Raw genomic sequence first — 26,102 nt, forward strand, 5'->3', positions numbered from 1 at the left:
GTGGCCCCCGCGCCCGGCACCCGACACCCTGACACCCGGCACCCGGCACCCGGCACCCGGGGAAAGCACTACGGCCGGAGTCCCGGCCCGGGCGGTCTCCTTGGTCGGGGAAAGACCGCCCGGGGGAACTCCGGCCGTCCTGTCACGCGGCGGGCGCGCGGTTCGTGCCGCGCGACCGCCTCTCGCTCTGCTGAGGCTCAGGCTCAGCCGAGGCGCGCGACGAGGCTCCGGTACTCGTCCCACAGCTCCTTCGGGGTGTGGTCGCCGAACAGCTCCAGGTGGGCCGGCACCAGCGCGGCCTCCTGGCGCCAGATGTCGGCGTCCACGGTGAAGAGCAGGTCGAGGTCCTCCTGGGACAGCTTCAGGTCGCCGAGGTCGAAGCCGTCGACGGTCGGCAGCACGCCGATCGGGGTCTCGACGCCCTCGCCGGTGCCCTCCAGGCGCTCGACGATCCACTTGAGGACGCGGCTGTTCTCGCCGTAGCCCGGCCAGACGAACGCGCCCTCGGCGTTCTTGCGGAACCAGTTGACGTAGTAGATCTTCGGCAGCTTCGCGGCGTCCGCCTGGGCGCCGACCTTCAGCCAGTGGGCGAAGTAGTCGCCCATGTTGTAGCCGCAGAACGGCAGCATCGCGAACGGGTCGCGGCGCAGCTCGCCGACGGTGCCCTCGGCGGCGGCGGTCTTCTCGGACGCGATGTTGGCGCCGAGGAAGACGCCGTGCTGCCAGGTGAAGGACTCGGTCACCAGCGGGACGGCGGTGGCGCGGCGGCCGCCGAACAGGATCGCCGAGATCGGCACGCCCGACTGGTCCTCCCACTCGGGGGCGATGGTCGGGCACTGCGCGGCCGGGACGGCGAAGCGGGCGTTCGGGTGGGCGGCCGGGGTGCCGGACTCGGGGGTCCAGTCGTTGCCGCGCCAGTCGGTGAGGTGCGCCGGGGGCTCCTCGGTCAGGCCCTCCCACCACACGTCGCCGTCGTCGGTCAGCGCGACGTTGGTGAAGACCGTGTTGCCCCACAGGGTGTCGATGGCGTTGGCGTTGGTGTCCACGCCGGTGCCGGGGGCGACACCGAAGAAACCGGCCTCGGGGTTGATCGCGTAGAGCTGGCCGTCGGCGCCGAAGCGCATCCAGGCGATGTCGTCGCCGATCGTCTCGACCTTCCAGCCCGGGACGGTCGGCTGGAGCATGGCCAGGTTGGTCTTGCCGCAGGCCGACGGGAAGGCGGCGGCGACGTACTTGACCTCGCCGGACGGCGGGGTGAGCTTCAGGATCAGCATGTGCTCGGCCAGCCAGCCCTCGTCACGGGCCATGGTCGAGGCGATGCGCAGCGCGTAGCACTTCTTGCCGAGCAGGGCGTTGCCGCCGTAGCCGGAGCCGAAGGACCAGATCTCCCGGGTCTCCGGGAAGTGCGAGATGTACTTGGTGCTGTTGCACGGCCACGGCACGTCCGCCTGGCCCTCGGCCAGCGGGGCGCCGACGGTGTGCACGGCCTTGACGAAGTCGCCGTCCTCGCCGAGCTGGTCCAGCACCGCCTTGCCCATGCGGGTCATCACGCGCATCGACACGGCGACGTAGGCGGAGTCGGTGATCTCGACGCCGTACGCGGCCAGCGGGGAACCGACCGGGCCCATCGAGAAGGGCACGACGTACATCGTGCGGCCCTTCATCGCGCCGCGGAACAGTCCCTTCTCGCCCTGGAAGACCTCCCGCATCTCGGCCGGGGCCTTCCAGTTGTTGGTCGGACCGGCGTCCTTCTCCTGCTCGGAGCAGATGTAGGTGCGGTCCTCCACGCGCGCCACGTCCGTCGGGTCCGAGGCGGCGTAGTAGGAGTTGGGGCGCTTTTCCTCGTTGAGCTTCTTGAAGGTGCCCTGAGCCACCAGCAGGTCCGCGAGGCGCTGGTACTCCTCGTCGGAGCCGTCGCACCACTCGACGCGGTCCGGCTGGGTGAGCTCGGCGATCTCGTTCACCCACGCGAGCAGGCGCTGGTGGCGGGTGGGCGCGGAGGCGCTGAGAGCAGAGATCTCGTACGACACGATCGCTCCGTTTCACACCATCTCGGCGAGGAGGTGGCGTAGCGGGGGTCTGAGGGTGCTTGCAGCGTAGCTCCGGCTCCAACGCCAAACTGCGGCACAGCGTCGAAATTGACTTATCTTTTACTACAGTAAGTACGATTACCGGCCAGTAATAGGTCGTCCACATCCCGGCCCGGACACCCTCGCGGACACCTCGAATACTCCAAAACGTCCAAGAGTGATGATCACCACTTTCCTACGCGTCAGTAACCTACGGCCCCGTAGGTAGCGGGTAGCATGCTGCGCATGACTGCTGAGCTCGTCGAGAGCACGGAGAACGAGGGCGCGGAGAACGAGGCCTCGGGACGCAAGCCGAAGTGGCGCGGCTGGCTGCACGCCGGGATGTTCCCCGCCACCGTCGCCGCCGGGATCGTGCTGATCTGCCTGGCCGACTCCACCCCCGCCAAGATCGCCTGCGCGATCTACTCGATCAGCGCCTGGCTGCTGTTCGGGGTCAGCGCGGTCTACCACCGCTTCGACTGGGGCCCGCGCGGGGACGCCGTGCTGCGGCGGCTGGACCACGCGAACATCTTCCTGATCATCGCGGGCACCTACACGCCGTTCACGATCCTGCTGCTCAAGGGCGCCGACCAGCAGGTGCTGCTCTGGGTGGCCTGGGGCGGCGCGCTGGCCGGAATAGCGTTCCGGGTGTTCTGGGTCGGCGCGCCGCGCTGGCTGTACACACCGGTGTACATCGCGCTCGGCTGGGCCGCCGCCTTCTTCCTGCCGGACTTCCTGCACGCCGGCGGCGTCGCCGTCCTGGTGCTGATGATCGTCGGCGGGGTGCTCTACAGCATCGGCGGCGTGGTGTACGGGCTCAAGCGGCCCAATCCGTCACCGCGCTGGTTCGGCTTCCACGAGGTGTTCCACGCCTTCACCCTGGGCGCGTTCATCGTGCAGTACGTCGGGGTCTCACTGGTGGCGTACAGCGCGGCCGGCTGAACCCGGCGCGCCACGGCGGGCGGCCGCGCGGTCCACGGACCGGGCGACCGCCCGCTCCGCCGTCCAGGGGCGCTCGTGCGGCGCCCGGCCCTGCGGGCGGCGCGGGTACGGCGGGTGGTCCGCCACGTCGGCCTCCGGCCACGGCTCCACCGCAGGCCCGGCGGTGCGGCCGCGCGCCTGCCGGGCGTCCAGCGCCTCGCGGGCCCGGCGGCAGCGCTCGCAGTGCGCGGCGTCCGGGGTGACGGCCGACGGCCGGTGCCCCCGCGGGGCGGTCGGCCGGTGGAGCGCCCGCCAGCGGCGGCCCACGTAGACCATGAGCAGCAGCACCTCGACCCCGGCGACGACCAGGACCAGCATCGCCCCGTTGATCAGGTAGGCCGCGACCACGGCGAGCGCGGACGCCACCACCACCGCCGCACCCCACACCTGGGCGTTCGACTCCCTGCCGGCCATTCGACTCCCCTTTCCCGGCGCCGGGCTCGTGGTCGGCTCCGGCCGCCCCACCCCTTCTCCGCTCTCGGCACGCGTCAGTCAGCACTGACCGATTGCCACATGGTATCTACCGTCCGTCACCCGGAACTGCCCCCGGGCGGCGAACGACAGATCAACGTTGCGTCAATTCCTTGTGCGGAAGCATTACTTCCAGGACACATCACGCAGCGCGCCCGCTCGACTACGGGCTGGCGTGCCGGGGCCGCACGCAGCACGGCGGGGCCCGGCTGTGTCAGCCGGACCCCGCCGCATCCCACGTGTGGCGCGCACGTCGCGCCCGAGAGGCCCTACCCCCGTCGGACACCCGCCCTGCGCCGCACGGCCGCACCCGCGCCCACGAGCGCGGTGACGCCCAGGGCCGCGGCCGCCGTCACGGCCGGCAGCGCCGAACCGCCGCCCGCCGCCCGTTCCCGGTCGGCCGCCAGCTGGTAGCCGCCGCCCTTGCCCTCCCGGTCGTACGCCGAGCCGGGCAGCTTGTCCCCGTACCGCTGGTGCACCAGCTTCTGGTACGCGGCCAGCGACACCCCGCCCGCGCCCACCGAGCGCCGGGCCTCGTCGTCCAGCGGCAGCACCCGGCCGTCGCGCAGCACGTACCAGGCGTTCACCTGCGGCTCGCGGAACGCCGTACCGCCACCGCCACCGGCCGCCTTCGCCGCGTAGTCGCTCTCGTCACCGCCGGAGGCGATGTTGACCACCCGCCAGGAGTCACCCTGCCGGATCGTCCACACCGAGGCCGTCTGCCCGTCCGCCGCGACCACCTTGCTCGCGGTGAACTCGGCCGTCGCCACCGGCGCACCCGGGGCGCCGGCCACGAAACCCGCGTCCAGGGTGTACACCGGCACGGTGTCGCCGGCCAGCCGCGGCGCGGCCGCGCTCGCCGCCTGCGCCTCCTGCGCCGCACCGATGGTCAGCTGCTGGGTCGGCGGGACGCCCTTGCGGGCGAAGAAGTGGCCCACCTTGTCGAGGACGGCCTGGTCCTGGACCACGCCACGGGCCTTCGCCAGATCCGCGACGGGCACCGGCACCGGGGCGCCGGCCGGCCCGTCCGCGTGCGCGGCCGGGGCCAGCGCCAGCCCGAGGCCGGCGGCGAGCAGGGCGGTGACGGCGGCCCGACGGGCCTTTCCGAGGTCAGTCATGGTCGCCCTCACGCGCCGATCCGGTACAGGGAGTGGGTCCACGAGAACGTGTTGTTGTTCACGTAGTAGTTGTAGTCCGCCCAGTTGTAGCGGTAGTTGGACGGCCACGGGTCGCCCCAGTACACCCAGTTGCTGCTGGTGTCGTAGCCGTAGACGACGTGCATGTGCCCGCCACCGGAACTCCACTGGATCCGGGTCTCGATCGGCCGGTTCGCGTCCACCTCGGCCTGCACGGTGTTGTAGCGCAGGTAGCCGGTGACGTACGAACCCGGGTTGATGCCGACCCAGTCCAGCCCGTTCTGCACATCGGCCAGCGAGGCCTGGTTGTTGGGGCAGCTGGAGTTGACCGAACGGCCGAACGCGGCGTTGCAGAACTGGTTCTGGCTGTAGTTGTAGCCGAACCAGGTGGCGATGGTGTTCCCGCTCGCCGCCCAGCACCAGTTGGTCTGCTGTTGCTGCTGCATGGTGATGTTGAGCTTCTTGAACGTGCCGGCCAGATCGGCCGTGCTGCCGGGCGCGGCAGCCTGGCGAACCTGCGCCGGGGCACGGTCCTGGACGGGAGCGAGATCCTGGGCGGGGGCGGCGAGCGCCGGAGTGGCCGCCACCGCGGTCAACGCCGGGCCCAGCACGCCGAGGGCGAGCAGCGAGACCGCGCGGCGCAGCCGTATCCGTGGAACTGGCATGGGGGAAATGCCTCCTTGCACAAGCGGAGCGAGGTGCTGTGTGGGGGCGCGGTCCGGATCGCGCCATGAGCATCCCGCCGCCCCCGGAAGCCGGTCAACGGCCCCCAGGACCATCACAGTTCAGGTGTGAACGACCGGCCACGGGTGTGAACGCCACCCCGAAAACCCCCGCGTGGCACGCCAGGACCGGTGACAAACCGCCGCCCTGATGTGAATATTCACGGTCAAACACGGTCTGCCCGCGCCCGTCCCCCAGGAGGCCGTCATCCACCGCACCGACCAGGCCGACCTCACCGCCGCCCTCCGCACCGGCCCCTTCCACCTCGCCCTGCGCACCGCCATCGCCACCCGCGGCCTCGCCCTCCACCGCATCCGACGCCACCTCGCCCTGCGCGGCGTCCACGTCGGACTCACCAGCCTCAGCTACTGGCAACAAGGCCGCCGCCGCCCCGAACGCCCCGAATCCCTCCGCGCCGTCGCCGCCCTCGAAGACGTCCTCGACCTCCCCGAACACTCCCTCACCCGCCTGCTCGGCCCCCGCCGCGCCGCCGACACCACCCCCGCCGGCCCACCCGTACGCCCCTACCGCGACCTCATCTCCCCCGCCACCGCCGTCGACGACCTGCCCGCCACCATCGCCGGCCCCCGCGACACCGGCCTGCACACCATCACCCACATCGAACGCATCCGCCTCGGCCCCGACCGCCAACTCGCCCGTCGCGACTCCCAACACGCCCTCCGCGCCCACCGCGACGGCATCGACCGCTACCTCGCGCTCTACCAGGGCGACCCCGGCAGCGACATCACCCGCGTCGGCGTCCGCGCCGAAGAGAACTGCCGCCCCGGCCGCATCCGCCGCGACCAGACCCACCACCTGCTCGTCGCCGAACTCCTCCTCGACCGCCGCCTACGCGCCGGCGACACCCACCTCCTCGGCTACGGCTTCGACGACGCCCCCTCCCCCGACCCCAGCTGCGAATACGTCCGCGGCTTCAACTCCGGCGCCGGCCAGTACGTCCTCCAGATCACCTTCCACCCCGCCGCCCTCCCCGTCCGCTGCCACCGCTTCGCCCTCCACTCCCCGGGCGAAGCCCCCTACGAGACGGAGGAACTGACCCTGGACGGCCACCACTGCGTCCACCTGGTCGCGACGGCACTGCGGCCGTGCCTGCTGGGAATCAGGTGGGACTGGGAGTGACGGGCGCGGCGTCAGTGCGACCAGTACGGGTCGTCGACCACATCGACCTTGGCGTCGAGCGATGTTCGGACGAGCGGGGGCACGGGCTTGTACTCATGGGCGGGCTGGTACAGCACCCCAATGGCCTCTGCCCTGAACATCACCAGGTAGGTCGAGTCTTGCTGGGCCCTCGCGTAGAACGTTAGGAACGTCTCCCCACCCACGTCTCCCATACCGCGCAGGGCCTGAATCTCATCGGCGGGGTCCGATCGATCGACCACCCGGCTCCCAAGTGCCTTCCAGGCTTGGGTCACCTGATCCATCAAGGTCGGCAGTTTTGCCCGCGAGACCGCGGTCCGCACGGTGACGATCTCGGTGACGGCCGAACCCATACTCCGCTCGCCGTCCCAGAGATCGTCCTCCCTCCGCACCTCGAACTCGGCCCCCGCATAGGTGAATGAAGGCGAAACTCCATCCATGGTGGCGCGCAGGGCATGGTCGATCCGGCCCTTCCCCTCGCTTGTCCTCACCCGGCCCGATCGATCGGCCAACGCCAATGGCCCGTACCCGTTGGCGAACAGCACCGCACCGAGGGCCACCGTGACGACGAACGACAGCACGATCGAGCCGATCACCTTCCAGCGGGTCGTCATCGGCCCTCCGTCAGGTGAACGTCGTCTGCCTTGCCCGTCACGATCGAGGCAATGTTGCCCAACGAGGGGCCGCCGGTCTCCGGGGCCAGGTACTTGGTGTGCATCCCGAAGTCCTCCCAGCTCCACGACTTGCTCCAACCGTCGACGGTGAAGCGCTTGGCCCCGAAGGACTCGCTCGCTGGGTCTCTCCCGTACCAGAGGTCGTGCGGGTCGGCGCCGACCAAGCCGCCGAAGGGCCAGGGCACCGTCGCGGCGTTCGCCGAGGGGATTTGGGTGACCGGGTCGTTGCCGGCCGCGCCCGCCCACACATGCCCGGCGGGCATCCCCAGGTCCGAGGCGTGTGTCACGCCGACACCGGGACTGCCGATGATCACCACGTCGTCCGGCAGCGTGTAGTTCCCCTGGTGGGCGGCCATCTTCGTGGCCTGTCCGACGAGGAGCGAGCCGTAACTGTGCCCCATCGAGGTGATGTGCGGGCTCTGGCCGCTCATGTTGGTCGCCCGGAGCCCGGTGACGAACCTCGCATAATCGGGTGCGCCCTTGACCGCCCGCTCGGACGTGGCCGCTTTGATGTCGATGTCCGGCGGGTCGTATCCGAGCCAGATGATGGAGGCCGCCGATCCACCGGGCTTGATCTTCTTGTTGGCCTCTCGCCAGACGTTCAACGCGTTTTCCGCCTCGTTGGTGCCGGGCGTGGTACCTGGCTTCGCCGCGCCGAGCGAATCGGGGGTGGTCGTGATCCCCGGCACGTAGGAGGAGATGTCGGTGGCGGTGTCAGGGTTTCCGAAGGACAGGATCGCGCGGCCTTGGCCTTCGGTGCCGACGCCGATCAGGTAGGTGGGTGGCCGACCGTCCTTCGCCCGGGCATCCTGGGCGAGGCGCTCTTGGATGGGCCTGAGCTTCTGGTACTCCGCCTCTTCTTCCTTCGTCCGGTTCCTACCTTCGAGTTCCCTCATCCGCTTGTCCAGGTACGCCCGGTTGACCCGGTTTCGCACCTCCGCCGGAACCCCGTCCAGGTTTCCGATGTTCTCCGGGTGGTGGTCGATGTACCACTGCCGGCCCGCCGGGTCGAGGCCGTTCCACCAGTTGTTGACCTCCGTCGGGGGCGTCCCCACGGCGGGCATGTCCCTGAGGTAGGGGGAGCCCGGGCTGTTCGCCGCCTTCTGGTCGGCCTCGGCGACGGCGAGGGTCAGCCCCGACTTGCTGGTGGCGTGCTGGGTGAAGCCCTTGAGCAGCCCCGCCAGGGTCTGGTCGGCCGCACTCGCCTCCGTGATGGCGGCACTGATCCGCTTGGCGACGTCCTCGGCCGCCGTCTTCTGTTTCGTCTCCCAGGTGGCGTTCACGGGGCCGGTCGCCGGGGGCCAGCTCACCGTCCCGGTGTCGCTGACCGTCAGTCCCTTGGCGGTGGCGTCGATGAGGGCCTGACGGAGTTTCGACTGGGCCAGCCCGAAGAGGTCGGCGTGGTCTCGCAGGGTCTGGCCGATGGCGGCCAGTTCGGTTTCGGCGGCGTGCAGTTGGCTGGTGGTGCCGTCCAGTGAGTGGAAGGCGGCGTCGGCCGCCGGGCCGGTCCAGCCGGATCCGTGGACCCGGTCGGCGGTACCGCTCTTCCAGTCGGCGGTGTGCTGCGTGTACGCCTTGTGCAGCGCGTCGTAGGCGTCCGCCGCCGTGTGCAGGTCCTCCGGCTTGGCGTTCTTCAGGCTCGCGAGATCGAGGCGGTTCTCTCCCGCTTGCCGATCCGTGTCAACCATGAGTGCACCCCCCAGTACTCGCCGCTACCATAGCCCACGACCGACATCGGACGTCCGGGGGGACATCGTGCCGAGCGACCCAGGATTCACCGTCAAGCCGGGCGAGTTGACCGCAGCCGGGAACAGCGCGCTGACCGTCGCCGGGAAAGTGCCCGACGAGACCGCGAAGTTGGCCGAGCCGAGCGCCAAGGCGGCCGGGAGTCTGGCGGGTTGGCGGAGCGGGGCGGCGTTGCAGGGGTGCGGGGCGGCCTGGAAGGCGCTGCTGGACGGCCTGGCCGGTGACATGAAGTCGGCCGGCGGCAATCTGCTGACCTGCGCGCAGACGTACGTGAACGCGGACCACCTGCCGGCACCCGCCGCGACAGCGGCCGTCGACCCCTTCGACACGAAGGTGGTCGGCGGCCGCCCGGTCGACTACGCGTAATTTCCGCCCCGCGTCGTGAAGTCCAGGGTCAGGCAGTCCTCGACCGGCCGGTAGCCGATCTGCTGGTAGATGGAGTTGCTGGTCGGGTTGGCGAGGTCGGTGTAGAGCAGGACCTCGGCCGCCCCCTGGGCGAGGGCGTGGGCGGAGGCGGCGGCGGTGACGGCGCTGGCGTAGCCGCGTCCGCGCTGGTCGGTCGGGGTGTAGACGGGGCCGATGCGGGACATGCCGGCGATCACCGGGCTACTGCCGGCCAGGGCGACGGGGCGGCAGCCGTCCTCCCACAGGTGGAGGCCGCCGGTGGCGATCCGGTCGTCGACGGCCTGGGGGACGTTGGGCAGGTCGACCCCGGCTTCGACGAGGAACTCCTCGTATCAGCGGATCGCCAGTTCGCGGTCGGCCGGGGCGGCGGGCCGGTGGTGGCCGGCGGGCGGGCGGGGCGGGTCGGTCAACTCGCCGAGCCGGTAGAGCCGTTCGTTGAAGCGGACGGACTGGCCGGCACCGGTGGCGGCGGTCCAGGCCGCGGCGAAGGCCCGGACCGCGTCCGCGCCTCCGCCGACGCCGGACACCTCGGTGAACTCGCTCCCGGCGGAGGCCAGTTCGACCGCCAGCTCGGCTGCCGCCGCCGGTGTGCAGGAGAGCCGGGGGCCGAACGGCGGCGTCTGGAGGAAGGCTCCTTCGACCGGGCCTCCGTCCGCCGGGCGCCACCAACCGAAGACCGGTGGCCGCTGGCCGAACACGTCCAGGCCGCGTTCGGCCAGCCGGTGTACGACCGTGAGCAGGACGGTGCTCTCGGCCGGGCGGGCGGCGAGGAACTCTTCCGCGTGGCGCCGGAAGTCGTCGAACGAGCTGCTCAAGGTCCAGGTCATGGCCCATTCTGGCCCGGCCGCACCCCTCCCACCAGCGTTTTACTCGACGGCGACGCCAAGCCGCTCGCCGAGGACCGCCGGGTCGGTGGTCGGCGCTTCGCAGGCGAAGTGCCGGCAGACGTAGGCGGCGGGCGCTCCGCCGACCAGCGGCCGGCCCACCAGCAGCGGCACCTCCGCGCCGCCGTCCTCCACCGAACCGTCCGCCGAACCATCCGCCGGGCCCGCCGGCGCGCCCACCGCGACGACCGCCCCGGGCGCGGTCCCGAGCAGCGCGGCCCGGCGCAGTGCGGCGGTGGCCGGGTCCTCGGCCGGGCCGACGACGGCGACTTCGCGCGGCCCGTCGAGCAGCGCCTCGGCGACGGCGAGGCCCCAGCCGATGAACCGGGGGGCCCGGGACGCGAGCGCGCCGACGATGCTGAGGGCCCGTTCGGCGGCCGTCCGGTGCCGGTCGGAGCCGGTGTAGGCGGCGTAGGTGAGCAGGGCGCCGGCGGCGGCTGTCCAGCCGGACGGGGTGGCGTTGTCGGTGGGGTCCTGGGGGCGCCGGATGAGTTCCTCGGCGTCGTCGGCGGTGTCGTAGAGCGCGCCGGAGGTCTCGTCGGTGAAGTGCTTGAGCACGGTGTCGAGGAGTCCGCCGGCCAGTTGCAGCCAGGCGGCGTCGCCGGTGACGGCGTACAGGGACAGGAAGCCCTCGGCGGTGTCGGCGTAGTCCTCCAGGACGCCCGCGTTGGTGCCGGCCCGGCCGTCGCGGGAGGTGCGCAGCAGCCGGCCGTCGGGGGTGAGGTGGACGGCGAGCAGCAGGTCGGCGGCGCGTTCGGCGGCCTCGACGAGGTCGGGGCGCTCCAGGAGGGCGCCGGTCTCGGCGAGGGCGGCGATGGCGAGGCCGTTCCAGGCGGCGACGACCTTGTCGTCGCGGGCGGGGGCGGGCCGCCGGGCGCGGGCCTCGAACAACCGGGCGCGGATGGTCTCGTACTCGGTGAAGTCCTCGGGATCGGCGAGGAGTTGGAGAACGGAGGTGCCGTGTTCGAAGGTTCCGCCGGCGGTGACGGTGAACAGCCGGGCGGCGGTGGCCGCGTCGGCGGGGCCGAGCAGGTCGACCAACTGGCCGGGTTCCCATACGTAGTAGGCGCCTTCGGTGGACTGCCCGGTCTCCTCGTCGAGGCTGTCGGCGTCCAGCGCGGACGCGAACGCGCCTTCGGGAGTGCGCAGTTCGCGCAGCAGGAAGTCGGCGGTGGTCAGCGCGGTCCGACGGGCCAGCGGGGAGCCGGTGGCCCGCCACAGGTGCAGGTAGGCGCGCAGCAGCAGGGCGTTGTCGTACAGCATCTTCTCGAAGTGCGGCACGACCCAGCCGGCGTCGACCGCGTACCGGGCGAAGCCGCCGCCGAGTTGGTCATGGATGCCGCCGCGGGCCATCGCCTCGCCGGTGCGGACGGCCATCTCCAGGGCCGCCTCGGAGCCGGTGCGGGCGTGGTGGCGCAGCAGGAACTCGACGACCATGGCCGGCGGGAACTTGGGCGCGCCCCCGAAGCCGCCGTGCCGGTCGTCGAACTCCCGGCTGAGGGCGACCAGCGCCTGGTGCAGATCTGCGCCGGCGGGCGGATGGTGGGCACCGGCCGAGTAGACGGCGGCGCGCTCGGCGAGGTCGGCCCGGATCCGCCCGGCGACCTCCGCGACCTCCTGCCGCCGGCCCCGCCAGGCGGCGTCGACGCCTTCCAGTACCTGGCGGAAGGACGGCATGCCGTGCCGGGGCTCCGGCGGGAAGTAGGTGCCGAAGTAGAACGGCTCCTTGTCGGGCGTGAGGAACACCGTCATCGGCCAGCCGCCCTGCCCGGTGGCGGCCTGCACGGCCTCCATGTAGACGGCATCGACGTCGGGCCGCTCCTCCCGGTCCACCTTGACGGCGACGAACCGCTCGTTCAGGTAGCCGGCGACCTCAGCGTCCTCGAAGCTCTCGTGGGCCATCACGTGACACCAGTGGCACGCCGCGTACCCGACGCTGAGCAGCACCGGGACCCCCCGCCGCTCCGCCTCCGCGAAGGCCTCCGGCCCCCAGGGCCACCAGTCGACCGGGTTCTCGGCATGCTGCAGCAGGTACGGCGAGGTCGCGTCCGCGAGACGGTTCGGCATGCCCCCCATCCTCGCGCATCGGGGGCCGGGCGCCGGGACACCGGCTGCGGCGAGCCGGGCCCCGCGCGCGCCCGCGCGCTACTCCTTGGGGGCTTCCGGCTCCTCCGCGAAGTCGACCTTCTTGAACTGCCGGTTCATGGACTTGGCCAGGAACCAGGTGGCCACGCCGAGGGCGGCGAAGACGACGAAGCCGAGGAGTCCGGGGGTGACCTTGGCGTCGTCGACGGCGAGGTCGGCGGCGAGGTTGACGAGGTTCACGGGGGCGCTCATATCTCTATGGTGGCCCGGCTCACGGGGAGCCGGGCCATCGGGGGGTGGTTCAGTCGCGCGTGTCGGCGGCCTCGACGGCCAGGGTGGGGGTGCGCAGGCCGGCGAACAGGTCGTCCTCCGGCAGGTCCACGTCGATCAGGGTACGGGCGAGTTCGTAGTCCTCGGTGGGCCAGACCTCGCGCTGGACGTCCAGCGGGACGCGGAACCACGGCCCGTCGGGGTCGATCTGGGTGGCGTGGGCGATCAGCGCACGGTCGCGGGTCTCGAACCAGTCGCCGCAGCTCACCCGGGTGGTGATCTCGCGCTCCTGGCGGCCGCTCTTCTCCCAGCCCGCGATCCACTCCCCGTACGGCGAGTCGTGGCCGTGCTCGGTGAGGTACTGGTGCAGGGCGCGGATGCGGCCCATCGGGAAGCCGTGGTTGTAGTAGACCTTCAGCGGCTGCCAGGGCTCGCCGGCCTCCGGGTAGGCGTCCGGGTCTCCGGCGGCGTCGAAGGCCAGCATGGTGATCTTGTGGGTCATGATGTGGTCGGGGTGCGGGTAGCCGCCGTTCTCGTCGTAGGTCGTGATGACCTGCGGCTTGAACTCCCGGATCAGCCGGACCAGCGGTTCGGCCGCCTCCTTCACGTCCTCCAGGGCGAAGCAGCCCTCGGGCAGCGGGGGCAGCGGGTCGCCCTCGGGCAGGCCGGAGTCGACGAAGCCGAGCCAGGCCTGCTTGACGCCCAGGATCGCCCGGGCCTCGTCCATCTCCTTGCGGCGCACCTCGTGGATGTTCTCCTCGATGTACGGGTCCCCCTGGAGCTTGGGGTTGAGAACCGACCCGCGTTCGCCCCCGGTGCAGGTGGCCACGAGCACGTCCACTCCCTGCTCGACGTACATGGCCATGGTGGCCGCGCCCTTGCTGGACTCGTCGTCCGGGTGGGCGTGCACCGCCATCAGTCGCAACTGCTCAGTCAACGCCTTGCGTTCCTTCCACATATCGGGCGTTCCGCGAAGTCCGGTCCGCCCACCGTACGAGCCGCTCACGTCGGGGCCGCGTCGCCGCGGGACCGGCCGCGGACGAACCCCGGCCCGGTCGAGCCCCGCCCCCGCCGGACCGGCCGCGGGCGTGCCCCTCCTATAGTGACGGACTGGAGGAGCGTCGCATTCCCCCGCACCACCCGCGCGGCCCTCCCGTCAGGAGAGGACTGGGTCCGATGAACGCGAGCACCACCACCCCGCAGCTGCCCGAGGGGCGCTACGGCCGGCGCGGCGACCGCGATTCGGACCGCCGCCTGAAGGTGGTCGGCGCGGTCTGCGGCGTGCTGGGCCTGGGCCTGGTGGCCTGGCTGGGCGGCTCCTACCTGCTGCGCGAGACCACGATCAACGGCTCGGTCCCGACCTTCCAGGCGGTCTCGGACTCCGAGGTCGAGCTGCACCTGGCGGTGCGCAAGAGCGGCGGGACGGCCGGCAGCTGCACGGTCCGCTCGCAGGGTTCGGACGGCTCGGTGGTCGGGGTGGCCGACTTCCCGGTGCCGGCCGGCGGCTCCAGCTACGACGCCGTGGTCACGCTGCGGACCACCGCCCGTGGCACCACCGCCGAACTGCTGGGCTGCACGCCGGCGAAGAAGTAAGCCCCCGAAGGAGCGCGGAGGAGGAGGCCCGGCCGCCGAGTCGCACCGGCAGCGTGCCGCGCTCACCGGTACTCTGCCGGGCACCACCGGTACTCTGCCGGGCACCGGCGCATAACCGATCGGGAGAACGGGCATCCGTAGGAAGTCCCGCACCCGGCCCGGCACGCACCGCCCCCGTACACCGTGGCGCATTCGCTGTACACCGTGGCGCAACGCCGACGTCAATGGCGCGCCAACGACCCTTCTGCTTGTCGGCAGGACTTGTTAGGCTCGTGGTTTCGCCCCTTCCGCACCGGATGGTACGGGAGCGGGCGTTGCTTTGTAGTTACGACCGATATCACCACCAACCCTGCTGACGACTCACACCCTCAGCACAGCCCCAGCACCTACGAGGAGCACCCGTGACCCAGACCAGTGAGAACGTGACCTGGCTCACTCAGGCCGGCTACGACCAGCTGAAGGCCGAGCTGGATCACCTGACCGGGCCCTGGCGCATCGAGATCGCCCAGAAGATCGAGGCGGCGCGCGAGGAGGGCGACCTCAAGGAGAACGCCGGCTATCACGCGGCCAAGGAGGAGCAGGGCAAGTACGAGCTGCGCATCCGCCAGCTGACCCAGCTGCTGGAGCGTGCCAAGGTCGGCGAGGCCCCGGCCGACTCGGGTGTGGTGGCCCCGGGCATGGTCGTCACGGTCGCCTTCGACGGCGACGAGGACGACACCATGGAGTTCCTGCTCGCCTCGCGCGAGGTCGCCGGCGCCGACACCATGGACGTCTACTCGCCGCAGTCGCCGCTGGGCCGCGCGATCGACGGCAAGCAGATCGGCGACGAGGCGACCTACGATCTGCCGAACGGCAAGCCCGCCATGGTGAAGATCGTCAAGGTCGTGCCGCACGCCGGCTGACCAGGCCTGATCCGGCGTGATCCGGCGCGATCCGGCCTGACCAGGCCTGACCGACAGACGAGGGCGGCCGCGGAGTCCAGGACTCCGCGGCCGCCCTCGCGGCGTACCGGGCGCGGTTCAGCCCACGGCCGAGCGGTACTTGCGCACCGACAGCCAGGAGAACACCGCGGTGATCAGCACCGACCAGAGCACCGACACCAGTGCGGCGTGCTGCATCGGCCAGGTGGCGTCCACCGGGCCGACCTGGTTGCCGAACAGGTCCCGGCAGGCCTGCACGGTGGCGCTGAACGGGTTCCAGTACGCGACCGCCTGCAGCCAGCCCGGCATCGAGCTGACCGGCACGAAGGCGTTGGAGACGAAGGTCAGCGGGAACAGCCAGATCAGGCCGGCCGAGGTGGCCGCCTCGGGGCTGCGCACCGAGAGGCCGATCAGCGCGCCGATCCAGGAGAACGCGTAGCCGAGCAGGAGCAGCAGGCCGAAGGCGCCGAGTGCGTTGAGCACGCCGTCGTGGATCCGCCAGCCGACCAGCAGCGCGACCAGGGCCAGCACGACCACGGTGAACGCGGTCTGGCACAGGTCGGCCAGGGTGCGGCCGACCAGCACGGCCGAGCGGGCCATCGGCAGCGAGCGGAAGCGGTCCACCAGGCCCTTGGTCATGTCCTCCGCGATCCCGGCGGAGGCGCCGGCGACGGCGAAGGTGACGGTCTGGGCGAAGATGCCGGCCATCAGGAACTGGATGTACGAGTCGGAGCTGGAGCTCGCCCCGGGGATCTTGATCGCCCCGCCCATCACGTACGAGAACAGCAGCACGAACATGACCGGCTGCATCAGCCCGAAGACCACGATCTCGGGGATCCTGGTCATCCGGCGCAGGTTGCGCTTGGCGACCACCCAGGAGTCGTGCAGGGTGGCGGCGATGCCGCGGCGCTGCCTGGGCATCGCCTCGCCGATGGCGTGCTCGGTGGCGGTGCTCATCTCAGCGCTCCGTTCCGGCCGCGACGGCCCGCTTGTCCGGTCCCTGGCCGTCGGAGCCGTCCGGCCCCTCGGCGTCCGGCCCCTCGGCGGACGGCCCGCCCTTGCCCCGGCCGCCCCGGCCGCGGCCGCCGGAGCCGCTCTCCTCCTCCACCGCCTCGGCGACGTGGCCGGTGAGGGTGAGGAACACGTCGTCCAGGGTCGGGCGGCGCAGGCCGATGTCGTCGATCTCGATGCCGCGGGCGTCCAGTTCGCGGATGACGTCGGCGAGCACCCGGGCGCCGCCGCTGACCGGCACGGTGATCCGGCGGGTGTTCTTCTCCACCGCCGGCTCGCCCAGCGCGTACCCGGACAACGCCGCGACCGCGTCGGTGACCAGGCCCGGCTCGTGCACCACGACCTCTATCCGCTCGCCGCCGATCTGGGCCTTGAGCTGGTCGGCGGTGCCGCGGGCGATCACCCGGCCGTGGTCGACGACGGCGATGTCGTGCGCCAGCCGGTCGGCCTCCTCCAGGTACTGGGTGGTGAGCAGCAGCGTGGTGCCCTGCTCGACCAAGGTCTCGATGACCTCCCAGAGCGCGAGCCGGTTGCGCGGGTCGAGGCCGGTGGTCGGCTCGTCGAGGAACATCACCGGCGGCCGGACGACCAGCGCGGCGGCGAGGTCGAGGCGGCGGCGCATGCCGCCGGAGTAGGTCTTGGCGGTGCGGTCCTTGGCCTCGGCGAGGTTGAACCACTCCAGCAGCTCCAGCGCCCGGACCTTCGCCTGACGGGCGCTCATCTGGTAGAGCTCGCCGACCATCTGGAGGTTCTCGAAGCCGGTGAGGTACTCGTCGACCGCCGCGTACTGGCCGGACAGGCCGATCAGGCTGCGGACCTTGTTGGGGTGCTTGAGCACGTCGACGCCGGCGACCACCGCGCGGCCCGAGTCGGGGCGCAGCAGGGTGGTGAGGATCCGCACGGTGGTGGTCTTGCCGGCGCCGTTCGGGCCGAGCAGCCCGAGCACCGTGCCCTCGGGGACGTCGAGGCTCACGCCGTCCAGGGCTCGTACGTCGCCGAAGGTCTTGACCAGGTTCTCGGCTTGGATGGCTGGCGCCATGGCCTGCCTCATCTCCTCGGACGAATATGGGCGATCTGTCACACTCTGCCCCTTTTTCGGGCATGCGGGCGACTCGGTTTTCGCCTACCGGCGCACAGAACGCGATGTATCGCGAGTCTGGCAGCACGCGATATATCGCGTCAAGGCATAGGGCTCCGCCATAGTGACAGGGACCACTGACATCCACCGAGATCCGCTGAGGCCCGCCCCGCACCATCCGGCGCCCGAGACGCCAGGCCCCCCAAGCCCCCAAGCGCCTCAGGCTCCTTATGCTCCTCAGGCACCTTCGGGACTCAGCTGGAAACGACGTACCCCGCGTCCCGCAGCTCGCCGACCACGGCCGCGCAGTGCTCCGGCCCCTTGGTCTCCAGGTGCAGGTCCACCTCGACCTCGGTCAGCCCCAGCCGCGGGTCGATCCGCACGTGCGCGACGTCCAGCACGTTGGCGTCCAGCCTGGTCAGCACCCCCAGCAGGTCGGCCAGCGAGCCCGGCTTGTCCGCCAGCCGCACCCGCAGCGACAGGTACCGGCCGGCCGCCGCCAGCCCGTGCCGCAGCACCCGCTGCATCAGCTGCGGGTCGATGTTGCCGCCGGACAGCACGGCCACCACCGGCCCCTCGAAGGAGTCCGGCTGCTCCAGCAGCGCCGCGATCGGGGCCGCCCCGGCCGGTTCGACCACCAGTTTCAACCGCTCCAGGCCCAGCAGCAGGGCCCGCGACAGCGCGTCCTCGGAGACCGTCCGGACGCCGTCCGCCAGCGAGTTGACCACCTCGAACGGGATGTCCCCGGGCCGGCCGACCATGATCCCGTCGGCCATCGTGGCGTAGTGCTCCAGCGACACCGGCCGCCCGGCCGCCAGCGAGGGCGGGTACGCGGCCGCGCCCGCCGCCTGCACCCCCACCACCCGGACGTCCGGCCGCAACGGCTTGACCGCCGCCGCGATCCCGGCCAGCAGGCCGCCGCCGCCCACCCCGGCCAGGATGGTCCGCACCTCGGGACACTGCTCCAGGATCTCCAGCCCGACGGTCGCCTGGCCGGTGACCACGTCCCAGTGGTCGAAGGGGTGGATGAACACGGCGCCGGTCGCCTCCGAGTACCGCTGCGCGGCCTGCAACGCCTCGTCCACCGTGGCACCGTGCAGCCGCACCTGCGCGCCGTACTCCCGGGTCGCCGCGACCTTGGGCAGCGGTGCCGCGACCGGCATGAACACGGTCGAGTGCACCCCCAGCAGCGAGGCCGCCAGCGCCACCCCCTGCGCGTGGTTGCCCGCGCTCGCCGCCACCACCCCGCCGGCCCGCTGCACCGGCGAGAGCCCGGCGATCCGCACGTACGCGCCGCGCAGCTTGAACGAACCGGTGCGCTGGAGGTTCTCGCACTTCAGGTGGACCGGCGCGCCGATCAGCCCGGACAGGTACCGGCTGCCCTCCATCGGCGTCACCCGGGCGATTCCGGCGAGCATCTTCTGGGCGCCGCGGACGTCGTCGAGGGTGACCGGCCAGTTGTGCATAACGCCAGCCTACGGTGGTCGACACCGGCAATCCGGGATGCCGGGGCTGTTCCCGGGCCCGCCCCGCCCGCGTACGCTGCTGCTTCTGAGCCTCCCTCACCGCACGACGATCGTGAGCCGCGATGACGACGACCTCGCCCCAGGCCACCGACCGCACCGACCCCGTGCACGCCCGACTCCAGTACCAGCTGGCGGTGTTCGCCCGCCGGATGGACCAGGTCCGGACCACCGGCGGCGGTCTCGGCGCGCTGGACCGGGCCGCCTACCTGCTGCTCGACCGCCTGGAGCGGCACGGGCCCGCCAACGTCAAGGCGCTGGCCGAGTCGCTCGGCGTCGACTCCTCCACGGTGACCCGGCAGGTCGCCCCGCTGGTCGCGGGCGGGTTGGTCGGCCGGGTCCAGGACCCGGCCGACCGCCGCGCCGTACGCCTCGCGCTGACCCCGGTCGGCTCCGGCCGACTGGCCGAAGTCCGCGACGGTCGGGCCGAGTTGACCCGCCGCCTGACGGCCGACTGGCCGCCCGAGGAACAGCAGGCGTTCTGCGCCCTGCTGGCCCGCTTCAACCACGCGATGGAGTCGTACACCGCGGACCAGCAGGGCCAGTGACCGCCGACGGCCGGAGGCCGTCCCTCGCGCTCGGACCGATCACCCGTCGACACACAGCCGAACGGGTGCATTAACACGATTTTCAGATGACAACACCAACGAGTCACGATGCTCGGCCCTCCAGCCCGGAACACTCCGAGGGCCCCATTGTGTCCACATGGTGAGAGGACTGAGGTGAAGCCCAGTCAGAACCCGGTGACCACCGTCACCTGGAGACGCCGACTCGGCAGGACGGTGGGTTCCGTCCTGGCCCTGACGCTCGTGCCCTTCGGCATGTCACTCGTCGCACCGCCGGCCGCGTACGCGGCCGGTCTTCCGGGCGGCCTCGGGCCGTGCCTGGGTGCGGACTGTCCCGCGACGTTCCCCCCGGTCAACAACGGTCCCTTCGCAGGCCGCGACGACGGCGTGAACATCTTCGTCGGCGGCGACTTCAACGTCGGCGGTTCCGCCGCGGAGGCCGAGGGGCACGTGGTGACCCTCGGCAACTTCGACCTGAACAAAGCCCCGGGAGGCAGCTCCGTCTACAACATCGGCATCGTCGGCGTCGGCTCACGGGTCCCCCCGCCGAACGGCGCCGACTTCCTCACCGCCGGAGGCAACGTCACGGTGGCCCCGGGGCAGAGGCTCCTGGCGGAGGGCGGCGTCGTCCGCTACGCGGGCACGGCCACGGGCACCATCGTCGGCACGAAGGTCCAGGAAGCACAGGCCGTGGCCGCCTACACGCCGCTGCGCGGTCAGCTGCAGACGGCGAGCGAGTGCTACGCCGGGGTCGGCACACCCCGCCCCGCCACCGGAACCGCGGTCAACCAGGGATTCCAGACCCTGTTCACCGGTGACGGCACCTCCGCACTCCAGGTCTTCAACGTCGACTTCGACATCGCCGGGAACGGAGGCTCCACTCAGGGCATCGCGTTCGCCGGCATCCCCGCGAACGCGACGGTACTCGTCAACCTCGTGGGCGGCGCCCGCACCATCAACACCTACAGCGGGAGCCTCCAGGACACCGATCCCTGGAACCGGCTGCGCGAGCGCCTCCTGTGGAACTTCCCCGCCGCGACGTCCGTCACGCTCAAGGGATCGGGGCAGTTCCAGGGCAGTGTGCTGGTCGGCAACCCGGCCAGCACCGCCACCATGAGCCTGCCCGGTCTGAACGGACGGTTCTTCACCACCGGTTCGCTGCTCCAGAACTCCGGCTCGGGGATGACCGGGACCGAGTTCCACGCCTATCCCTTCAACGGCGACCTTCCGGCGTGCGGAAGTCCCGCTCCCACCGCCTCGACCAGCGTGACCAAGGTCGATTCCGTCACGGGGCAGCCCCTGGCGGGGGCCACCTTCCAGCTGTGGCGTGAGACCAACGGCGTCCCCGGCCTCCAGACCTCGGGGGGCACCCCGGACACCGAGGTGGGCGCCCCCTGCACGACCGGGGCGAACGGCGTCTGCTCCACGACAGGTCTCCCGTTGGGCACCTACTACTGGCAGGAGACCGCCGCTCCCCCCGGCTACGACCTGCCGCAGCCCGCGGTGACGACCGTGGTCCTGGACACGAACGGGCAGAACGTCCCGGTGACCGTCCAGGACACCAAGTCCCCGATCGTCGAGACCGGCTCCACCACGGTCACCAAGGTCGACTCCGCCACCGGGCAACCGCTGGCCGGCGCGACCTTCCAGCTGTGGCACGAGACCAACGGCGTCCCCGGCCTCCAAACCACCGGAACCAACCCCGACACCCCCGTCGGCTCCCCCTGCACCACCGGAGCGAACGGCACCTGCTCCACGACAGGTCTCCCGTTGGGCACCTACTACTGGCAGGAGACCGCCGCTCCCCCCGGCTACGAGCTGCCGGAACTCAACGTCACCACTGTCGTCCTCGACACCAACGGACAGAACGTCCCGATCACCGTCCAGGACACCAAAGCCACCGCCCCGACCGGGTCCACGAGCGTGACCAAGGTCGACTCCGCCACCGGGCAACCACTGGCCGGCGCCACCTTCCAACTCTGGCACGAGACCAACGGCGTCCCCGGCCTCCAAACCACCGGAACCAACCCCGACACCCCCGTCGGCTCCCCCTGCACCACCGGAGCAAACGGCACCTGCTCCGCAAGCGGCCTCCCCCTCGGCACCTACTACTGGCAAGAAGTATCGGCACCCAACGGCTACGACCTGCCGGAACTCAACGTCACCACCGTCGTCCTCGACACCAACGGACAGAACGTCCCGATCACCGTCCAGGACACCAAGACCATCGCCCCGACCGGCTCCACCACGGTCACCAAGGTCGACTCCGCCACCGGACAACCACTGGCCGGCGCCACCTTCCAACTCTGGCACGAGACCAACGGCGTCCCCGGCCTCCAAACCACCGGAACCAACCCCGACACCCCCGTCGGCTCCCCCTGCACCACCGGAGCGAACGGCGTCTGCTCCACGGACAACCTTCCGTTCGGCACCTACTACTGGCAGGAAACCGCCGCTCCCCCCGGCTACGAACTGCCCCAGACCGCGGTGACCACGGTCGAACTGACCGTGGACTGCCCGTGTGTGACGATCACGGTCGAGGACGAGAAGTGCCCGCCGAAGCCGTGTCCGCGCCCCCCTCACCCGCCGCACTCATGGGCCTCAGCGGACTCATGGACCCTGTGGGGCGGATGGAACCTCTGGGACCTGGTACGCGGTGAGTCCGGTCCGAACGAGGACTGCGCTTCCGCGTCGCCCACTTCCTGGAAGCGCTCCTGAAGGACCGCTCCGGCGCGAGCGCGTGAGGGCATGACGCGATGGACCGGCCGGAGGAGCCCGCAGGGGCTCCTCCGGCCGAGTGCGCCGACAGCGCGTCAGGTGACCACCGCGGTCCCCAGCCGGCTCATCGAGGCCGAAGATCCACAACAGAATCCGGGCCTCTGAACGCGTCCTAGCCCAGTGCCTGCTTGAGGTCGGCGAGCAGGTCGTCGATCGACTCGATGCCGACCGAGACGCGCACCAGGTCGGCGGGCACCTCCAGCGCCGAACCGGCCACCGAGGCGTGGGTCATCCGGCCCGGGTGCTCGATCAGCGACTCCACGCCGCCGAGCGACTCTCCGAGGGTGAACAGCTGCGCGCGGTTGCAGACCTCGACCGCCGCCTCCTCGCCACCCTGGACCCGGAACGAGACCATGCCGCCGAAGGCCTTCATCTGCTTGGCGGCGATCTCGTGACCGGGGTGCTCGGGCAGGCCCGGGTACAGCACCTGGCTGACCTTCGGGTGGCTCGCCAGCAGCTCGGCGACCTTCTCCGCGTTGGCGCTGTGCCGGTCCATCCGGACACCCAGCGTCTTGATGCCGCGCAGCACCAGCCAGGCGTCGAACGGCCCGGAGACGGCGCCCATCGCGTTCTGGTGGTACGCCACCTCCTCGCCCAGGCTCGCGTCGGCCAGCACCAGCGCACCGCCGACCACGTCCGAGTGGCCGCCCATGTACTTGGTGGTGGAGTGCACGACCGCGTCCGCGCCGAGCGCGATCGGCTGCTGCAGGTACGGGCTGGCGAAGGTGTTGTCGACCACCAGCAGCGCGCCGGCGCCGTGCGCGACCTCGGCGAGCGCGGCCAGGTCGGTGATGCCCAGCAGCGGGTTGGACGGGGTCTCCACCCAGACCGCGCGGGTGTTGGGGCGCAGCGCGGCCCGGACGGTGGCCAGGTCCTGGGTGTTGGCGACGGAGAACTCGACGCCCCAGCGGGTCAGCACCTTGGCGAACAGCCGGAAGGTGCCGCCGTAGGCGTCGTTGGGGATCACGATGTGGTCGCCCGGCTTGAGGATGGTGCGCAGCAGGGTGTCCTCGGCGGCCAGGCCGGAGGCGAAGGCGAGGCCTCGGGCGCCGCCCTCCAGCGCCGCGAGGCACTCCTCCAGCGCGGTGCGGGTCGGGTTGGCGCTGCGGCTGTACTCGTAGCCGCCCCGCAGGCCGCCCACCCCGTCCTGCTTGTAGGTGGACACCTGGTAGATCGGCGTGACGACGGCCCCGGTCTGGGGGTCTGCTTCCTGACCCGCGTGGATGGCGAGGGTCTCGAAGCCCTGGGGAAGCTGGTGCTCGGTCATGGGTCGAGCCTAGTGGCCGTGCGGCCCGGCGCCCTCCGGAACGTCCCAGCCCGCCGTGAACCGGGCCGGCTGCGAACCGGGGCTGCGGCGGAATCCGGGCGGCGCCGGAATCCGGGGGCGGCCCGCCGCGTTGAATCCTGCGCAACCCTCCCTACCCCGCAGGAGCAGGCCGTGCTGTTCAACCGCCACAAGACCTCGCTCGTTCCCGCCGACCAGGCGCTGCCCGGCCGGGGGTCGCCGGGCTTCGCACTGCGCGAGCCGCACACCGTGCTCGGCCACCCGCTCACCGGGCCGTACCCGGACGGCCTGGAGGTGGCCGACTTCGGGCTGGGCTGCTTCTGGGGCGCCGAGCGGACGTTCTGGCGCCTGCCCGGTGTCTGGACGACGCTGGTCGGCTACCAGGGCGGCTACACCCCCCACCCGACGTACGAGGAGGTGTGCAGCGGGCTGACCGGGCACACCGAGGCGGTCCGGGTGGTGTTCGACCCCTCGGTGATCTCCTACGAGCGGCTGCTGAAGACCTTCTGGGAGGCGCACGACCCGACCCAGGGCAACCGCCAGGGCAACGACGTCGGCACCCAGTACCGCTCCGCCGTCTACACCCACTCCCCCGCCCAGGCCGCCGCCGCGGCCGCCGGCCGGGACGCCTTCCAGCCGGCCCTGACGGCGCTCGGCTACGGCCCGATCACCACCGAGATCGCCCCGGCGGGCCCGTTCTACCCGGCCGAGCCGTACCACCAGCAGTACCTGTCCGACGCCAAGAATCCGAACGGCTACTGCGGCCTCGGCGGCACCGGCGCCTCCTGCCCGATCGGCGTGGCCCGCACGCAGGGCTGACCGTCCGTGACCGTTCCGGCGGGCCGGCCACCCGAGGTGACCGCCCGCCGGTCGGGGCGCAGACTGGAAGGGCCAGCAGACGGGCCTGCCTCCTCTCCGCGCGGGCGGCCGGGCCGTCCGCGCGGAGAGGAGTGCGCCATGTCCGGTCTCGTCCGCATGAACTTCGACGCCCCCGAGGAGGTCCGCCCCTTCGAGGAGGGCACGGGGGAGCTGCGCCTGGTCAACCTGGACGCCGGCCCGGTGGGCCGGGCCGTGTTCCACCCGGGTTGGCAGTGGTCCAAGCACGTGAAGCCGATCGCCAGGACCGACAGCTGCCGGGCCGCCCACACGGGGTACGTGGTCTCGGGCCGGATGAGGATCGTCATGGACGACGGTCAGGAGACCGAGTTCGGCCCCGGCGACCTGATGATCTGCCCGCCCGGGCACGACGCCTGGATCGTCGGCGACGAGCCGTGCGTCATCGTCGACTGGCAGGGCTTCGCCGACTACGCCAAGCGCTGACCGGCGGGCTCCCGGCGGCTCCCGGCGTCAGACCGCGCTGCCGGCCTTCCAGGCGGCCCAGCCGAGGTTCCAGCCGTTCAGGCCGTTGTCCGGTGCGACGGTCTTGTCACCGGAGTTCACGACCTCGACCACGTCGCCGACCATGGAGCTCTTGTAGAACTTGTAGCCGTCCGTGCTGCCGTCCTGCGCGCCCTTGGCGTCCTGGAGGCCGATGCAGCCGTGGCTGGTGTTCTGGCCGCCGAAGATCGACGACGAGGACCAGTAGTTGCCGTGGATGAAGGTGCCCGAGGTGGTGAGCCGCTGGGCGTGCGGCACGTCCGCGATGTCGTACTCGCTGCCGAGGTTGACGGTCTGCGAGTTCATCCGGGTCTGCTGGAACTGCTCGGAGATCACCATCTTGCCGCCCCAGGTGCGGTGCTCGGGCGACCCGCCGGAGATCTTGTAGACGGCGCTGACCTGGCCGTCGGTGGTGACGGTGAGCTTCTTGGCGCCGAGGTCGGCGACGCTGGTCTGGGCGCGGCCGATGGTGAAGCGGACGTCCTTGGACTGGGTGCCGTAGACGCCCTTGGCGCCCTCGACGTCCTTGAGCCGGAGCTTGAGGGTGACCTTGGTGCCCTTGGCCCAGTACTCCTGCGGCCGGAAGTCGAGGCGGGTGCTGGAGAACCAGTACCCGACGATCTCGACGCCCGGCTCGGCTATCACGGTGATCGCCTGCTGGACGGCCTTGCGGTCGGTGATCGGCTTGCTGAAGGTGATCGAGACGGGCATGCCGACGCCGACGACCGAGCCGTCCTCGGGCGTGAAGTAGCCGACGAAGGTGTTGGCCGGGGTGGCCGTGGTGAAGGTGGCGTTGGCGTCCGCCTCCAGCTTGTCCTTGTCGAGGGCGGTGGCGGCCACGGTGTACTTGGTGCCGCTGGCGGGGGCGGCGGCCGAGGTCCAGCTGGCGCCGTCGGAGGCGAGCTGGCCGGCCAGTTCCTTGCCCGTGGAGTCGGTGACCTTGACGGTGCCCAGGGTGCCGTTGCTGACGGTGACCTTGACCGGCTCGCTGAAGCTGGCGGAGGCGGCACCGTCCGCAGGAGTGACGGTGATGACGGCGGTCGAGGTCTTCGGCGCGCTGCTGGTCCCGCCGGAGCCGCTGCCGGTGCCCGGGGTTCCACCGGAACCGCCCGAGCCGCCCGAGCCGCCCGAGCCGTTGGCGTCGGCGCTCTTGGTGTCGTTGCAGGCCGCGAGCAGCAGGACCGACGCCCCGATCAGGCCCGCGAGCACTCCGCGCCGGCTCCAGTTGCCTCCGCCTGCCCGCCCCTGACCGTCCCGTGCCGTCACGTCGCGTCTCCCTGCTGATCATCCCGGGCATTTACGGATACAGAAACGCAATCCGCCCGTGCACGGTTCCACCTCCGAAGGGTAAGCGATCGTATGAGATGAC

General features: G+C 71.5%; 25 protein-coding genes. 9 read left to right on the plus strand and 16 right to left on the minus strand.

Annotated features, from left to right (window positions below):
* Positions 1 to 203: 203 nt before the first annotated feature.
* Positions 204 to 2,030, minus strand: coding sequence for a phosphoenolpyruvate carboxykinase (GTP) (locus tag AB0O82_RS20820; RefSeq protein WP_363585457.1), 1,827 nt, complete (start codon positions 2,028 to 2,030; stop codon positions 204 to 206).
* Positions 2,031 to 2,315: 285 nt separating this feature from the next.
* Here AB0O82_RS20820 and AB0O82_RS20825 point away from each other — a divergent pair, with 285 nt between their 5' ends.
* Complete coding sequence (locus tag AB0O82_RS20825; protein WP_063351175.1) at positions 2,316 to 3,011, plus strand: hemolysin III family protein; 696 nt, start codon at positions 2,316 to 2,318, stop codon at positions 3,009 to 3,011.
* On the opposite strand, the gene AB0O82_RS20830 is transcribed toward AB0O82_RS20825, so the two are convergent.
* The 3 genes from AB0O82_RS20830 to AB0O82_RS20840 form a co-directional block, all read right to left on the minus strand.
* Positions 2,982 to 3,464, minus strand: coding sequence for a hypothetical protein (locus AB0O82_RS20830; protein WP_363585458.1), 483 nt, complete (start codon positions 3,462 to 3,464; stop codon positions 2,982 to 2,984). The two genes, AB0O82_RS20825 and AB0O82_RS20830, sit on opposite strands and share 30 nt — an antisense overlap.
* A 326-nt stretch (positions 3,465 to 3,790) precedes the next feature.
* Positions 3,791 to 4,639 carry a hypothetical protein gene (locus tag AB0O82_RS20835; RefSeq protein ID WP_363585459.1) on the minus strand — a complete coding sequence of 283 codons (849 nt, stop codon included), beginning with the start codon at positions 4,637 to 4,639 and terminating at the stop codon, positions 3,791 to 3,793.
* A gap of 8 nt (positions 4,640 to 4,647) precedes the next feature.
* Positions 4,648 to 5,322, minus strand: coding sequence for a papain-like cysteine protease family protein (locus tag AB0O82_RS20840; protein ID WP_363585460.1), 675 nt, complete (start codon positions 5,320 to 5,322; stop codon positions 4,648 to 4,650).
* A 265-nt stretch (positions 5,323 to 5,587) separates the two neighbouring features.
* Here AB0O82_RS20840 and AB0O82_RS20845 point away from each other — a divergent pair, with 265 nt between their 5' ends.
* Positions 5,588 to 6,520, plus strand: coding sequence for a hypothetical protein (locus AB0O82_RS20845; protein ID WP_363585481.1), 933 nt, complete (start codon positions 5,588 to 5,590; stop codon positions 6,518 to 6,520).
* 11 nt (positions 6,521 to 6,531) lie between these two features.
* Here the strand turns inward: AB0O82_RS20845 and AB0O82_RS20850 are convergent, their stop codons facing one another.
* Together AB0O82_RS20850 and AB0O82_RS20855 are read right to left on the minus strand one after the other, a co-directional pair.
* Positions 6,532 to 7,152 carry a hypothetical protein gene (locus AB0O82_RS20850; RefSeq protein ID WP_363585461.1) on the minus strand — a complete coding sequence of 207 codons (621 nt, stop codon included), beginning with the start codon at positions 7,150 to 7,152 and terminating at the stop codon, positions 6,532 to 6,534.
* Positions 7,149 to 8,900 carry an alpha/beta hydrolase gene (locus AB0O82_RS20855; protein ID WP_363585462.1) on the minus strand — a complete coding sequence of 584 codons (1,752 nt, stop codon included), beginning with the start codon at positions 8,898 to 8,900 and terminating at the stop codon, positions 7,149 to 7,151. The genes AB0O82_RS20850 and AB0O82_RS20855 overlap by 4 nt, the downstream gene beginning before the upstream one ends.
* Positions 8,901 to 8,967: 67 nt before the next feature.
* Here AB0O82_RS20855 and AB0O82_RS20860 point away from each other — a divergent pair, with 67 nt between their 5' ends.
* Positions 8,968 to 9,324, plus strand: a complete 357-nt coding sequence (locus tag AB0O82_RS20860; RefSeq protein WP_363585463.1) for a hypothetical protein — start codon at positions 8,968 to 8,970, stop codon at positions 9,322 to 9,324.
* Here the strand turns inward: AB0O82_RS20860 and AB0O82_RS20865 are convergent.
* From AB0O82_RS20865 to mca, 5 genes are all read right to left on the minus strand, one after another.
* Complete coding sequence (locus tag AB0O82_RS20865) at positions 9,315 to 9,662, minus strand: GNAT family N-acetyltransferase (RefSeq protein ID WP_363585482.1); 348 nt, start codon at positions 9,660 to 9,662, stop codon at positions 9,315 to 9,317. The genes AB0O82_RS20860 and AB0O82_RS20865 overlap by 10 nt on opposite strands.
* Before the next feature lie 33 nt (positions 9,663 to 9,695).
* On the minus strand, positions 9,696 to 10,190 hold the full coding sequence (locus AB0O82_RS20870) for a hypothetical protein (RefSeq protein WP_363585464.1): 495 nt from the start codon (positions 10,188 to 10,190) through the stop codon (positions 9,696 to 9,698).
* A 39-nt stretch (positions 10,191 to 10,229) separates the two neighbouring features.
* Entirely contained in the window at positions 10,230 to 12,314 is a 2,085-nt protein-coding gene (locus AB0O82_RS20875; protein ID WP_363585465.1) for a thioredoxin domain-containing protein, read from the minus strand.
* Positions 12,315 to 12,392: 78 nt separating this feature from the next.
* A complete protein-coding gene (locus tag AB0O82_RS20880) occupies positions 12,393 to 12,584 on the minus strand; it encodes a hypothetical protein (RefSeq protein ID WP_063348010.1) in 192 nt (63 codons plus the stop codon).
* A 49-nt stretch (positions 12,585 to 12,633) separates the two neighbouring features.
* The gene (gene mca / locus AB0O82_RS20885) at positions 12,634 to 13,539 is read right to left on the minus strand and encodes a mycothiol conjugate amidase Mca (protein WP_063351176.1); all 906 of its coding nucleotides are present in this window, start codon (positions 13,537 to 13,539) and stop codon (positions 12,634 to 12,636) included.
* 239 nt (positions 13,540 to 13,778) lie between these two features.
* Here mca and AB0O82_RS20890 point away from each other — a divergent pair, with 239 nt between their 5' ends.
* Complete coding sequence (locus tag AB0O82_RS20890) at positions 13,779 to 14,195, plus strand: DUF4307 domain-containing protein (protein WP_363585466.1); 417 nt, start codon at positions 13,779 to 13,781, stop codon at positions 14,193 to 14,195.
* Between the two features lie 401 nt (positions 14,196 to 14,596).
* Positions 14,597 to 15,097, plus strand: coding sequence for a transcription elongation factor GreA (gene greA, locus AB0O82_RS20895; RefSeq protein ID WP_363585467.1), 501 nt, complete (start codon positions 14,597 to 14,599; stop codon positions 15,095 to 15,097).
* Between the two features lie 117 nt (positions 15,098 to 15,214).
* Here greA and AB0O82_RS20900 read toward each other — a convergent pair whose 3' ends face one another.
* The 3 genes from AB0O82_RS20900 to ilvA form a co-directional block, all read right to left on the minus strand.
* Positions 15,215 to 16,072, minus strand: a complete 858-nt coding sequence (locus tag AB0O82_RS20900; RefSeq protein WP_363585468.1) for an ABC transporter permease — start codon at positions 16,070 to 16,072, stop codon at positions 15,215 to 15,217.
* 1 nt (position 16,073) lies between these two features.
* Positions 16,074 to 17,165 (minus strand): ATP-binding cassette domain-containing protein, encoded by a 1,092-nt coding sequence (locus AB0O82_RS20905; protein ID WP_363585469.1) that lies wholly within the window; start codon positions 17,163 to 17,165, stop codon positions 16,074 to 16,076.
* A gap of 293 nt (positions 17,166 to 17,458) precedes the next feature.
* On the minus strand, positions 17,459 to 18,670 hold the full coding sequence (gene ilvA / locus AB0O82_RS20910) for a threonine ammonia-lyase (protein WP_363585470.1): 1,212 nt from the start codon (positions 18,668 to 18,670) through the stop codon (positions 17,459 to 17,461).
* Positions 18,671 to 18,792: 122 nt separating this feature from the next.
* Between ilvA and AB0O82_RS20915 the strand changes: the two genes are divergently transcribed.
* Positions 18,793 to 19,275 (plus strand): MarR family transcriptional regulator, encoded by a 483-nt coding sequence (locus tag AB0O82_RS20915; RefSeq protein ID WP_063348015.1) that lies wholly within the window; start codon positions 18,793 to 18,795, stop codon positions 19,273 to 19,275.
* 174 nt (positions 19,276 to 19,449) lie between these two features.
* Complete coding sequence (locus tag AB0O82_RS20920) at positions 19,450 to 22,011, plus strand: SpaA isopeptide-forming pilin-related protein (protein ID WP_363585471.1); 2,562 nt, start codon at positions 19,450 to 19,452, stop codon at positions 22,009 to 22,011.
* 172 nt (positions 22,012 to 22,183) lie between these two features.
* Here the strand turns inward: AB0O82_RS20920 and AB0O82_RS20925 are convergent, their stop codons facing one another.
* Positions 22,184 to 23,338, minus strand: coding sequence for a cystathionine gamma-synthase (locus tag AB0O82_RS20925; RefSeq protein ID WP_063348017.1), 1,155 nt, complete (start codon positions 23,336 to 23,338; stop codon positions 22,184 to 22,186).
* Positions 23,339 to 23,509: 171 nt separating this feature from the next.
* Between AB0O82_RS20925 and msrA the strand changes: the two genes are divergently transcribed.
* The gene (gene msrA, locus AB0O82_RS20930; protein ID WP_363585472.1) at positions 23,510 to 24,175 is read left to right on the plus strand and encodes a peptide-methionine (S)-S-oxide reductase MsrA; all 666 of its coding nucleotides are present in this window, start codon (positions 23,510 to 23,512) and stop codon (positions 24,173 to 24,175) included.
* A 138-nt stretch (positions 24,176 to 24,313) separates the two neighbouring features.
* Positions 24,314 to 24,676 (plus strand): cupin domain-containing protein, encoded by a 363-nt coding sequence (locus AB0O82_RS20935; protein ID WP_350880013.1) that lies wholly within the window; start codon positions 24,314 to 24,316, stop codon positions 24,674 to 24,676.
* A 27-nt stretch (positions 24,677 to 24,703) separates the two neighbouring features.
* Here the strand turns inward: AB0O82_RS20935 and AB0O82_RS20940 are convergent, their stop codons facing one another.
* Positions 24,704 to 25,999 carry an Ig-like domain-containing protein gene (locus AB0O82_RS20940; protein ID WP_363585473.1) on the minus strand — a complete coding sequence of 432 codons (1,296 nt, stop codon included), beginning with the start codon at positions 25,997 to 25,999 and terminating at the stop codon, positions 24,704 to 24,706.
* Positions 26,000 to 26,102 lie beyond the last annotated feature (103 nt).

This window comes from Kitasatospora sp. NPDC088264 (genome assembly GCF_040685715.1).
In the GTDB taxonomy this organism is placed as follows: Bacteria; Actinomycetota; Actinomycetes; order Streptomycetales; family Streptomycetaceae; genus Kitasatospora.

Excerpts from the sequence above, each read along its gene's own strand:
- AB0O82_RS20855 (WP_363585462.1), bottom strand. The coding sequence starts at position 8,900 with ATGGTTGACACGGATCGGCAAGCGGGAGAGAACCGCCTCGATCTCGCG.
- AB0O82_RS20915 (WP_063348015.1), top strand. The coding sequence starts at position 18,793 with ATGACGACGACCTCGCCCCAGGCCACCGACCGCACCGACCCCGTGCAC.
- AB0O82_RS20840 (WP_363585460.1), bottom strand. The coding sequence starts at position 5,322 with ATGCCAGTTCCACGGATACGGCTGCGCCGCGCGGTCTCGCTGCTCGCC.
- AB0O82_RS20890 (WP_363585466.1), top strand. The coding sequence starts at position 13,779 with ATGAACGCGAGCACCACCACCCCGCAGCTGCCCGAGGGGCGCTACGGC.
- AB0O82_RS20875 (WP_363585465.1), bottom strand. The coding sequence starts at position 12,314 with ATGCCGAACCGTCTCGCGGACGCGACCTCGCCGTACCTGCTGCAGCAT.
- AB0O82_RS20850 (WP_363585461.1), bottom strand. The coding sequence starts at position 7,152 with ATGACGACCCGCTGGAAGGTGATCGGCTCGATCGTGCTGTCGTTCGTC.
- AB0O82_RS20935 (WP_350880013.1), top strand. The coding sequence starts at position 24,314 with ATGTCCGGTCTCGTCCGCATGAACTTCGACGCCCCCGAGGAGGTCCGC.
- AB0O82_RS20870 (WP_363585464.1), bottom strand. The coding sequence starts at position 10,190 with ATGACCTGGACCTTGAGCAGCTCGTTCGACGACTTCCGGCGCCACGCG.
- AB0O82_RS20880 (WP_063348010.1), bottom strand. The coding sequence starts at position 12,584 with ATGAGCGCCCCCGTGAACCTCGTCAACCTCGCCGCCGACCTCGCCGTC.
- AB0O82_RS20835 (WP_363585459.1), bottom strand. The coding sequence starts at position 4,639 with ATGACTGACCTCGGAAAGGCCCGTCGGGCCGCCGTCACCGCCCTGCTC.
- AB0O82_RS20925 (WP_063348017.1), bottom strand. The coding sequence starts at position 23,338 with ATGACCGAGCACCAGCTTCCCCAGGGCTTCGAGACCCTCGCCATCCAC.
- AB0O82_RS20900 (WP_363585468.1), bottom strand. The coding sequence starts at position 16,072 with ATGAGCACCGCCACCGAGCACGCCATCGGCGAGGCGATGCCCAGGCAG.
- AB0O82_RS20825 (WP_063351175.1), top strand. The coding sequence starts at position 2,316 with ATGACTGCTGAGCTCGTCGAGAGCACGGAGAACGAGGGCGCGGAGAAC.
- AB0O82_RS20905 (WP_363585469.1), bottom strand. The coding sequence starts at position 17,165 with ATGGCGCCAGCCATCCAAGCCGAGAACCTGGTCAAGACCTTCGGCGAC.
- AB0O82_RS20830 (WP_363585458.1), bottom strand. The coding sequence starts at position 3,464 with ATGGCCGGCAGGGAGTCGAACGCCCAGGTGTGGGGTGCGGCGGTGGTG.
- ilvA (WP_363585470.1), bottom strand. The coding sequence starts at position 18,670 with ATGCACAACTGGCCGGTCACCCTCGACGACGTCCGCGGCGCCCAGAAG.